6 protein-coding genes are annotated in these 10993 nt (G+C 43.2%); 3 read left to right on the top strand and 3 right to left on the bottom strand.

Annotated features, from left to right (window positions below; translation table 11 throughout):
• Positions 1-349: 349 nt before the first annotated feature.
• Complete coding sequence (gene pssA / locus V7R55_RS12360; protein WP_334059732.1) at positions 350-1153, bottom strand: CDP-diacylglycerol--serine O-phosphatidyltransferase; 804 nt, start codon at positions 1151-1153, stop codon at positions 350-352.
• Positions 1154-1523: 370 nt separating this feature from the next.
• Between pssA and xdp1 (V7R55_RS12355) the strand changes: the two genes are divergently transcribed.
• From xdp1 (V7R55_RS12355) to prsT, 3 genes are all read left to right on the top strand, one after another.
• Entirely contained in the window at positions 1524-2462 is a 939-nt protein-coding gene (gene xdp1 / locus V7R55_RS12355; RefSeq protein ID WP_334059731.1) for an exosortase-dependent surface protein XDP1, read from the top strand.
• A gap of 160 nt (positions 2463-2622) precedes the next feature.
• Complete coding sequence (xdp1, locus tag V7R55_RS12350) at positions 2623-3573, top strand: exosortase-dependent surface protein XDP1 (RefSeq protein WP_334059730.1); 951 nt, start codon at positions 2623-2625, stop codon at positions 3571-3573.
• 105 nt (positions 3574-3678) lie between these two features.
• Complete coding sequence (gene prsT, locus V7R55_RS12345; RefSeq protein WP_334059729.1) at positions 3679-6492, top strand: XrtA/PEP-CTERM system TPR-repeat protein PrsT; 2814 nt, start codon at positions 3679-3681, stop codon at positions 6490-6492.
• Positions 6493-6511: 19 nt separating this feature from the next.
• On the opposite strand, the gene dld is transcribed toward prsT, so the two are convergent.
• Both dld and clpB read right to left on the bottom strand, forming a co-directional pair.
• Positions 6512-8215: a D-lactate dehydrogenase gene (gene dld, locus V7R55_RS12340; RefSeq protein WP_334059728.1), complete on the bottom strand. Its 1704-nt coding sequence runs from the start codon at positions 8213-8215 to the stop codon at positions 6512-6514.
• A gap of 134 nt (positions 8216-8349) precedes the next feature.
• Positions 8350-10926 (bottom strand): ATP-dependent chaperone ClpB, encoded by a 2577-nt coding sequence (gene clpB / locus V7R55_RS12335; RefSeq protein ID WP_334059727.1) that lies wholly within the window; start codon positions 10924-10926, stop codon positions 8350-8352.
• Between the last annotated feature and the right edge of the window lie 67 nt (positions 10927-10993).

Raw genomic sequence — 10993 nt, 5'->3', positions numbered from 1 at the left:
GTTACTAGCTTTTGCTAGCTGCCTCTCCCGAAGCGGATGCGTATCTTACAGCGCATCTTTTTTTTGTCAACAACTTTTGTTTATTTATTTTTAAACTTAGTTTTTGACATCCTCATCAGTTGTTAGCGTTTTGCTGTTCCCTGTTGAGGAGGCGCGCATTTTACGCATTCCTGACACATCGTCAACACCCTTTTTAGAATAAACACAAAAAAAGCGACCGTTCGGTCGCTTTTTAATCTATTAGCACATTAAACATGCATTTAAGCCTGAATATCCTTATTTTATCAGCTCAAAAAGGCATATTCTCTTTAATACGAGCAAAGACATCTGATTATTGATTGCTACGTAATCATTCTTGCTTACTGTCTGCACTTTCATTGCTTTTCTTTTTATCGGCATTGAAATCCGCATCTTCTTCATGATCGCCCACTACGTCGTCTAACGTTACTTTCTCAACGGTACGGAAAGTATTAATAGGTCCAGCTAACGCATATAGTGCAAACACAAGGAACAACACCAAAGCTGGTTCTGTTGCTACAACAACAAATATCAGAAGCACTAACAGCAGGCCAACGAATGGCACCTTGCCATGCCAGTTTACTTCTTTAAAAGAATTGTACTTAAAGTTGCTCACCATAAGTAAGCCAGCTAAGCCAGTTACTGCAGCAACTATAAAACCATAGTCAGTACCTACTGCATCATACTCAACACCTACCCATACAAGACCAGACACAACTGCCGCAGCAGCCGGACTTGCAAGCCCTTGGAAGAAGCGCTTATCTGCAATACCCACTTGTGTATTAAAACGGGCCAAGCGAAGTGCTGCACCTGCTACATATATAAAGGCTGCTAACCAGCCTAACTTGCCAAGTTCAGTCAACCCCCAGTTATAAGCAACAAGTGCAGGCGCTACGCCAAAAGAAACCATATCGGCCATAGAATCAAATTCAGCACCGAAGTCACTTTGTGTATTTGTCATTCTTGCCACACGCCCATCTAAACCATCAAAGATCATAGCGACGAAGATAGCTACTGCGGCGGCCTCGAATCTTCCGTTCATTGATGAAACCACAGCAAAGAAACCAGAAAACAACCCTGCTGTTGTTAATAAGTTGGGAAGTAAGTATATCCCTTTACGTTTTTGATCAGACATATGTCCTCATACTTCTACATATACAATTGCGTTAATTATTTCATAGATATCTAGGAACGCATAGCAAAGTAAAAATACAGTGTCTTTACCTGCATATTTTTACCCTATTTCGATAAAGCAAATAATAGTCGCTATTCTATCGCCGACATTACTAGCAGCTGCCCCTAGAAACCTAAGTTGCCTAACGTATCCCTCCAACTGAGTCTAATAACTAGGTATACGGCAACATACCTTAAATAGGTCACCGTTCATATATCATACAAGTCCATGTTGAAATTAGGTACCTACTAAGTGTGCGCCAATAGAAAGGTGCAACGCTATCTTAGTATGTACTAGAAGCGAAAAGCGCTTCTTTTATAGGAAAGCAATTATGCTATTACTTCCAAAACACTTTTCTTTGAAGTCTGTATTACTAGTCTCCACGGCTTTGCTATCCACGTTAAGTGCTAATTCAGCATATGCCACCTACTATTATACCAAACAGAGTTATTCACATTGCGGTTCGTCAAGTCAAACATCAGAACAAAGCAAAGTATGCAATTCACCGTTAGGTGAATACAATTATGACTTGGTAGATAACAAAGTAACCCAGAACACCCCGACAAATGATTCCACCGTTCAAATAGACGGGCTAAATATAAACATGTCTGCCTTTTCTGATACGCAGGGAATTACTGGAGAAACCGTATTCGGCGCGAAGCTAGAGAAAATATCTGATAAATGGGCTTATGGTGTTACTAATAATGATGAATCAAATTACCGTGGCAGTGCAGACCACGCCATTGATAACCTAAACTACTTTTCCAGCGGTAGCGATAACTCGGACTACTACAGATTCACAAACGTAGAACGGGATTATGATTTTGTGTTGCTGTCTTTTGATTCTGCGGTAACGCTTACCGGCGCTAGCTTTTCTTGGCTACACAGCAGCAGCGATAGTCAGGTGTCTGTAGCAGCGCTTGGCAATACGGCGAAATTAACTTCTGGCGTTAACACGTGGAGTGATATAGTTGAAGATGCCCTAACGTCAGCATCGTTTGACATCGAAAGTTGTGAATATTTAGATCACCGCGCAGACTTTACGTTCACTGAGTCGGCCCAATATTGGTTGGTGGGAGCGTACAACACTGTATTTGGTGAAACAGACGGAAGAATAGGTAACGACGCGTTTAAACTTGCCAATATCGGTTTCTCTATTTCAGAAACAGCGGGTACACCAGATACTACCGAAGTGTCTGAACCTGGAACTATCGGCCTACTCATGGCCTGCTCACTCTTCGTCATGTGGCGCCGCAAAAAACTTGTTTAACAAAATTAGACTTTAGATCACTGACAGGTGGTACAACCTGTCAGGTTTTTTTACTAACACCAACCGCAACTCGAAAAAACCTTTAAATTTCAAACGTATAAAAATGGCACGCCAAATGCTTAATATGAGAAATTATTTTCATAGTATTTGTGGTCCAAAAATGAATTTGAAGAAGTTTTTAAGTATCTCCCTTTTATTCCTGCCGATAAGTGCAAGCATATATGCTAGCGATAGAGCGTTAGAAGAAGCCACTTACACGCTTGTTGACGGTATTGGTGATACCGCTACTACTAATATCTTTAAGAGTACAGACGCTTCTCAAGGTATTTTAATCGACGGCATTAACGTAAAGGTCTCAGTTTCTGCATGGAGCGATACTGGTAGTCACACAGCTTGGTACAATAACACCACCAAAGAATGGCATGAGGGTGCAGAAGATATCTCCGTGAAAAGTGCTTCGATGACTGGTTATGTTAATTGTTTAAAAAACCAGTACAAAAAGTGTATATCTGGTTCTGAGGCATACGGTTTGGGAATCAGAAATGCCGATAAAGCTTACTACCAAGGCAACACTTATAAAGATAGTCATTCAATAGATAATGTGTGGGATGGGGGAGATAGGGACTTTGACATGCTCCTACTTTCATTTGATCAAGAAGTCGTCTTAACAGGCGGAACTTTCTCTGCAAATTACTACGATTACGGCGAGAGAAACGATGTAACTGTTGCAGGCCTCGACTATGACAAAGCTAACGCTTTATTTACCGGCACTAGTAACTTTACGTGGTCAGATGTAAATGACAGTGTAATTGCTGGCGCACTTGGCCATTTCGACATTAGCAAAACAAAAAATTCTGAAAACTATTACGAATCTTCATTCGCAAAGAATCTCACCGCCGCTAAGTATTGGCTTGTTGGCGCCTACAATACCATATTCGACCAGAGCGCAAGCGGTTCTATCAATAACGTAGGTTTTAAACTTTCCTCACTTACCGTTGGCTTAGAAGAAAAAAACACTCAACCACCGACACAAGTTAGCGAACCAGGTGCACTTGCACTGATGAGCTTAGGTTTGGGTCTTGTTCTTTATAGACGTAAGCGTCGCGTTTAATGGTTTAAAAACGCATAGAAAACACGTATCTTTAGAAGGTGGCTTAGGCCACCTTTTTTTATGCTATTTTTAAGCCAGTGGCTAGGCTAAGTTTCGAAGGTTTATATGGATTTTTTTAATAATAAAAAGCGTGTTGTACAGCGCGCTATTATCTCTGCAGTTGCCTCATCGTTAATTACTTTCAACAGTTTTGCTACTACATCAGAAGATTACGAAAAAGCACTCACCGCGTTTAATCAAAACGAATACGACGAAGCCTATATCCACCTTAAAAACAGCTTACAGAAAGACCCTGAAAATCTAGCCGCAAAAATACTGATGGGCGAAATACTGCTTATAAACGGCTACCTAACCGCGGCCGAAATGGAGTTTGTAGAAGCGCTAGAGATGGGTGCCGATATTAACCTTCTGGCAGAGCCGCTTGGCAACACTTGGCTGTTCTTGAACAGATATAAAGAGATTGTCGATTTTGCCGATTTAAACAAGCTATCGGGTGATGCTGAGCTCGAATGGCTTATGATTCGTGCAACAGCATGTATTAGATTGGAAGACGAGCAGTGTGCCTTACGCGACTACAACACTATAGTCTCACGCACACCTAACTTCGTGCCAGCTATAAACGGCTTAGCCTCTATTGCCCTTCAAAATGAAGACTTAACTAAAGCGAATTCTCTTATCGATAAAGCCATGTCGTTAGAACCAGAAAATGCAATTACATGGCGACTTAAGGGCCAGCTTGCTTACCGACAGGGAGATACTGACGCGGCAACTGCACATTTACAAAAAGCCCTAACGTTTAACCGAGACGACCCTATTGCGCTACGTAACCTTGTAGATTTGTACTTAGAAGCAAAAGACTACGATACCGCAAAGCTTTTCGTTGATGAAATTATTGAAGATACACCTAACGATCCGTTAGCCATATTACTCAACAGCTGGCTACAAAGTAGAGACAACCAGCAAGCTATTGATAATTCAAAGCTAAAAGAACTTAACGACTTCATGGCGCAGCTTGACCCTGAGCTGATAACCTCACAGCCGATGTTGTTGTATATAAGTGGTTTAACGAATTTTTTTAACAACAACATGGAAACAGCCGCAAAGGACTTTAATGCTTACTTGCAGCAGGAGCCTGATGACCTGCAGGCAGTATTAATGCTAAGCCAAGTCTATATGGCAACCCAGCAAGACAAACAGGCGCTTGCGCTGCTTGAACGCCATCAAGATGCGTTGATGGAAGACCCTGACTCAGCACTTCTTCTGGGTGACTTATTTATTCGCCAAAACAAAGCGTTTAAAGCTGAACGCTTATTGCAAAACCTTGAATATAAGTACCCAAATGAAAATAAGCTTCAGCTTTTTAAAATCAAATTGATGGCTGCAAGAGGTAAACAGGACGATGCGCTTTCGATCCTAGAAAACAATTTACCTAACTACAAAGATAACGCGGGTTTTCTATTCACTTATTCATTAATGAATTTACAGGCGCAGAAGTTTGACAATGCATTGAAAGGTGCAAACCTGCTAAGTGGGCTTTTTCCCGACGAAGCTGAAGTATATAACCTTAAAGCCGGCATCTTGATTAGACAAGGTCAGCTAGAAGAAGCTAAAACCAATATTGAAAAAGCGCTGGCACAGAACCCTACCCTTTTTCCTGCAAAATTTAATTTGGCGGCTACAGAGAGTCGCTTAGGCAACGTAGAAACTTCTAATCAATTGATTGAAGAACTTCTTACTTTGTCACCGCAGCATAATGAAACGCTGATGCTAAAAGCGTTTAACCTGACCAAAGCAGGCAAGGTAGATGAAGCAAAGCAAATCTATCTCGATTTACTAACTCTTACGCCGTCGAATAGCGGTGCTAGGGAACGCGTTTCGTCTTTGTATCAGCAACAAGGCGACATCAAGAATGCACTGTATCATTTGGACCTGCTAATTAAAGATGACTTCGACAATGCTGACTACCTTCTTCGTAAAGCTGCCCTTCAGCTTGCTAATAATCAACGTGCCGATGCCGAAAAAACGCTCAGCATTGTAAGAAACTTTATTAACGACGACGCGGGTAAATTAATTGCCTATGCCGACCAAGCCCGAAACATTGGTGATAGCGAGAGCGCGTTAAACGCCATGGCTCGAGCACACGACATAGCAAACACAAGCACATTTGTTACCCTGCGCTATACAAGCTTACTGTTAGATTTACAGAAAAACGATAAAGCACAGTCGTTGTTAGCGACAATTCCTGCAAACCAGCAGCAAAACCCGGTTTACCATTTTCTAAAAGGAAGATTAGCTGCGAATAAAGGTAATGATGAAAGTGCGATTAACGCTTTCGAAAAAGCGCTAGAAGTCGACGCTTCTTTTGCACAAGCCTTTGTTGCGATCTACAACTACGCATTGAACGAACAGTTCGTTGATGTATTTTTAAATACTGCCCGCAAATTGGTGAGCGAAAGTGAAAACAACCTGCTGGCGAAAAACCTTCTAGCACAGTACCTTTTCTTTATTCAAGAGTTTGACGAGTCGATAGCGCTATACAAAGAGCTTGTTGAAGAGCCCAACCTATTGAACCCAGCCGAAGCCTTTAACCGCTTAGCTATCATGCATATAGAAAAGTCTTTAGTTACCGCGAAGAACTATGCGCGACAGGCTTACGAATTACAGCCTAATTCATCAAAAATACTCGACACTTTTGGGCATATTAAAGCGCTACAGGGAGATTATGAGGGTAGCCTTAAAATGCTTAGAGACGCTTTCGCAAGGGACGCTAACGACCCTAACGTTCGCTACCACCTTGGCTACACGCTTGCAAAACTCAATAGAATTGACGAAGCGAAGAAAGAGCTAGAGTATGCAGTAAATGTAGAGCGCCCATTCTTTAGGCGTCCGCAAGCTAGAGCATTATTAGAGAGCCTATAAGGCTCTCTTTCGCATACAACTAAAGGCAGCACGAACAATTGCGTTTGTGCTTCTCCATCTTACCAATGCCCGGATTAAAGGTATTGGTAGGGTCTAGCTCTCTGTAAAACTGCTGTAACGTACTCTCAGCTTCATACAAATGCCCGACGTTATGCTCGGCAGGATATTTAGCGCCGCGACTATCTAATAATGCCAACATGTCCGCCTTTACTTTTTTGGCATCGCTGCCCTTTTTAAGTATGTAGTCTTGATGGAAGACATGGCAAAAGAAATGGCCGTAATAAAGTGGCTTTTCGACATGTTTGGCTATGTGCTCAGGCAACTTTTCTACCCAAAACTCGTCATTGCGGCGCAACGCAATATCTAACGCTAAAATATCCCCGACTTGTTTGTAATGCAGGATTTGATAACGCACCGCGGCACCTGCCGCTGCGAAGCGAAGTAAAAAGGCTTTAGATGCTTCCTCTTCATTACAGGTAATGTAGTCACCATCTAGCTTCTCTTCAGTAAAAAGTTTGGCTAAAAGTGCCTTTGCCTCTTCAATACCGCCATCGCTCATTTTAAGGATAAGGTGGTGCTCGTACTTGTCGCGGTAGGCTCTCAAACTTGTAGGAATTTGGTTAGGGAAAAACTTACTCACAAACTGCATAATGTTGTCGCTTAGGTAACGAGGCATAAAAGGCAGTTTGTTAAGCACAGCGTCCACCCGCCCTTTAAGGGCAAACATTTCAGGTAGTGAATCTGTACCCAAACGTTCAATACTCAATATCGTGTCTTTGCCATACACATCTGCAATATCAAACATTTCTCTATGCAGGTATTCACCTACTTCAGGAACATTATTAAACGTCGACAGAATGTCTCTGCGAATACGGGTAAGTACACCAGCATCGTTTGTACCGATATAAAACGTTTGTTCTTTTTTTGGTACTTCGAATGTATCTAAGCGAACGGCAAAAACGGCAATTTTACCCGCGCAACCGCTGGCTTCATATAGTCTTGATGGGTCGGCATTGAAGCGACTAGGCGTACTAGCATTTACATCTCGAACGATTTCTTCATAGTCACTGGCTGAAGCCTTTTTACTTGTTTCTGGGAGTGATTTTGAAAAGTTGCCTGAAGCGAGATTACCGATAATTTCTTCAGGTGTTTCACCCAAGTCTATCCCTAAGTGATTAACTAACTTTAGTTCACCGTTTTCATCTATTTGAGCAAATAACGATAATTCCGTATAAGCAGGGCCTCGTTTCACCAAAGCGCCACCGGAGTTGTTAGCTACACCACCCACAATAGACGCTCCCAAACAGGACGATCCAATCACCGAATGTGGCGCTCGGCCAAGGGGCTTTAAAACTTTTTCAAGTTTAAACAAGGTAGCGCCAGGAAAACTCAACACTTGTTTACCCTCGTTTAGTAAAAGAATCTCGTCCATAGCGAGGGTGTTAATAACCACCACAGGTCTATCGTAGTCGTCCCCGCTTGGTGTAGAACCTTCCGTTAACCCAGTTTTCGCAGCCTGCATAATGATAATGCAGTTATATTCAACGCAAACCTTAAGCACTTCCCAATATTGCATGAGCGTGTTTGGAAACAGTACGGCCAATGCCTCACCTTCGCCCGAGCGCCACCCTTTTCGATAGTGCTCAGTTTGGCGTTTTCCAATGGCAAGGTTGCTTTCCCCGAGTACGCGTTTAAGTGCGTTAATAATTGGGGCTGTTTCCATGTATGACTCCTAACACTCACGCTGAAATTGCTCTAGCAGACTAAACTAAAGGAAAAGACAGTGCCAAGGCAATAATAAAGCAATAAAAAAGGCACTGTTTCCAGTGCCTTAAAATTAAACATTTGGTTTGCTGATTAACTACTTACTACAAATAGCCCACTTTCGTCAGCATCAATTCGAATGGTGGACTCGGGTAATAACTCGCCCGCTAGCAATTGCTGTGCGAGTGGATTTTCCACCTGCACTTGTATCGCTCGCTTAAGCGGCCTTGCACCAAACACAGGGTCGAAACCAGCATCTGCTAACTTATCCATGGCCGCAGCAGAAAGAGTAAGTTTGTAACCTTTTTCCGCTAGTCGCGCTCTCAAGGAAGCAAGCTGTATTTTAGCAATAGACTTAATTTGCTCTTTACCCAACGGATGGAATACCACAATGTCATCTACGCGGTTTATAAATTCAGGTCTAAAATGCTGCCCTACCACGTTCATTACCGACGCCTTCATATCGTCATACTGACTTTCGTTGTGTTTATCTTGAATGATGTCTGAACCTAAATTAGACGTCATGATCACAACGGTATTTTTAAAGTCTACCGTGCGGCCTTGCCCATCAGTCAGTCTGCCGTCATCCAGCACCTGAAGTAGAATGTTGAATACATCAGGATGTGCCTTTTCAACCTCATCCAATAAAATGACCGAGTAAGGCTTGCGACGAACCGCTTCGGTTAAGTAACCACCTTCTTCATAGCCAACATAGCCAGGAGGTGCGCCCACTAAACGCGCCACCGAGTGTTTTTCCATAAACTCTGACATATCGATACGCACCATGGCATCTTCAGTATCAAACATAAAGCCGGCCAAAGCTTTACACAACTCAGTTTTACCCACGCCAGTTGGCCCTAAAAATAGGAATGAACCAATCGGACGGTTTGGATCAGCAAGCCCCGCACGTGAACGTCGAATGGCATTTGATACTGCCTCAACCGCTTCTTCTTGCCCGACTACACGTTTATGAAGGACATCTTCCATGCGCAGCAGCTTCTCGCGCTCGCCTTCAAGCATTCTCGCTACCGGAATACCTGTCCACCGAGAAAGCACATCAGCAATTTCAATGTCCGTTACTTTGTTTTTAAGTAGCGTGGTCTCACGGGTTTCGTTTTCTGCCGCTTGCTCTAACTTTGCTTCAAGCTCAGGAATACGACCATACTGAAGCTCCGACATACGATTCAAATCAGATGCCCGGCGAGCAATTTCTAAATCAAGCTTTGCTTGTTCGAGCTCCCCTTTAATGGTTTGGGTGCCTTGCATGGCATCTTTTTCATCTAGCCATACTTTTTCTAGCTCTGCATACTTTGTTTCTGCTTGCTCGCGCTCAAGTTCAATCATTTCAAGGCGCTTGTGGCTTGCATCGTCAGTTTCTTTAGCAAGCGCTTGCTCTTCTAACTTAAGCTGGATGATACGGCGCTCTAATCGATCCATATCCTCAGGTTTAGAGTCTATTTGTAAACGAATACTAGAGGCCGCTTCATCAATAAGGTCAATGGCTTTATCTGGTAACTGACGATCGCTGATATAACGATGTGACAAACTTGCCGCTGCAACGATGGCAGGATCCGTGATGTCTACCGAGTGGTGAAGCTCATAACGCTCTTTCAAGCCACGAAGAATAGCGATAGTGTCTTCTACACTTGGCTCCTCAACCAATACCTTTTGGAAACGACGCTCCAGTGCCGCGTCTTTTTCAATGTACTGACGGTATTCATCTAGCGTGGTTGCTCCCACACAGTGAAGTTCACCACGAGCCAGTGCTGGTTTTAGCATATTCCCAGCGTCCATTGCGCCATCGCCCTTCCCTGCTCCTACCATGGTGTGCAGTTCGTCAACGAATAAAATGACGCGGCCTTCTTCTTTAGCTAGCTCGTTAAGAACAGCCTTTAAACGCTCTTCAAACTCACCGCGGTATTTAGCACCAGCGACTAACGCGCCCATATCTAGGGCAAGAACGCGCTTGTTTTTCAAACCTTCAGGTACTTCGCCGTTAATGATGCGCTGTGCTAAACCTTCAACAATGGCCGTTTTACCCACACCTGGTTCACCAATAAGGACGGGGTTATTTTTGGTTCTGCGCTGCAGTACTTGAACGGTTCGACGAATTTCGTCATCACGCCCAATCACGGGGTCGAGCTTGCCTTGCTCCGCCCGCTCGGTTAAATCTGTGGTGTATTTTTCAAGGGCTTGGCGCACGTCTTCCGCGTTAGGATCTGTCACCTTTTGACCACCACGCATATCATCTATCGCAGTTTCAATAGCTTCTTTAGTGATGTTTAGGCTTTTTAAAATTTCACCTAATCGCCCTTTATCTTGAAGCGCTGCCAAGACAAAGATTTCCGACGTTATATATTCATCTTTTCGTTGCTGGGCTATTTTGTCGCAAAGGTTCAGCAGAACTCCACTGTCTTTGCTTAACTGAACATCGCCTCCAATACCTTCAATTCGCGGTAGGCGCTCAATAGCCTGACTTAAAGCAGAACGGAGCGCATTGACATTAATGTTTGCTTGGTCAAGCAACGGGCGTACTGAACCGCCTTGCTGGTTGAGCATGGCAGTCATTAAATGAACAGGTTCAATGTATTGATGATCTCGCCCCAATGCGAGTGATTGAGCATCGGATATGGCGAGCTGAAATTTACTGGTAAATCTGTCTAGTCTCATAATCTCAACCTAATAAATGAACAATTATTCCTGTTCTAGTTATGTAGGCTGCTCAATTGCGATTCAA

The sequence above is a fragment of the Alteromonas sp. S005 genome, assembly GCF_036864475.1.
In the GTDB taxonomy this organism is placed as follows: domain Bacteria; phylum Pseudomonadota; class Gammaproteobacteria; order Enterobacterales; family Alteromonadaceae; genus Alteromonas.
This window is presented reverse-complemented; position numbering and strand designations above follow the sequence as displayed.

Coding starts and splice junctions, on each gene's coding strand:
- xdp1 (WP_334059731.1), top strand. CDS start 1,524: ATGCTATTACTTCCAAAACACTTTTCTTTGAAGTCTGTATTACTAGTC.
- prsT (WP_334059729.1), top strand. CDS start 3,679: ATGGATTTTTTTAATAATAAAAAGCGTGTTGTACAGCGCGCTATTATC.
- pssA (WP_334059732.1), bottom strand. CDS start 1,153: ATGTCTGATCAAAAACGTAAAGGGATATACTTACTTCCCAACTTATTA.
- clpB (WP_334059727.1), bottom strand. CDS start 10,926: ATGAGACTAGACAGATTTACCAGTAAATTTCAGCTCGCCATATCCGAT.
- xdp1 (WP_334059730.1), top strand. CDS start 2,623: ATGAATTTGAAGAAGTTTTTAAGTATCTCCCTTTTATTCCTGCCGATA.
- dld (WP_334059728.1), bottom strand. CDS start 8,215: ATGGAAACAGCCCCAATTATTAACGCACTTAAACGCGTACTCGGGGAA.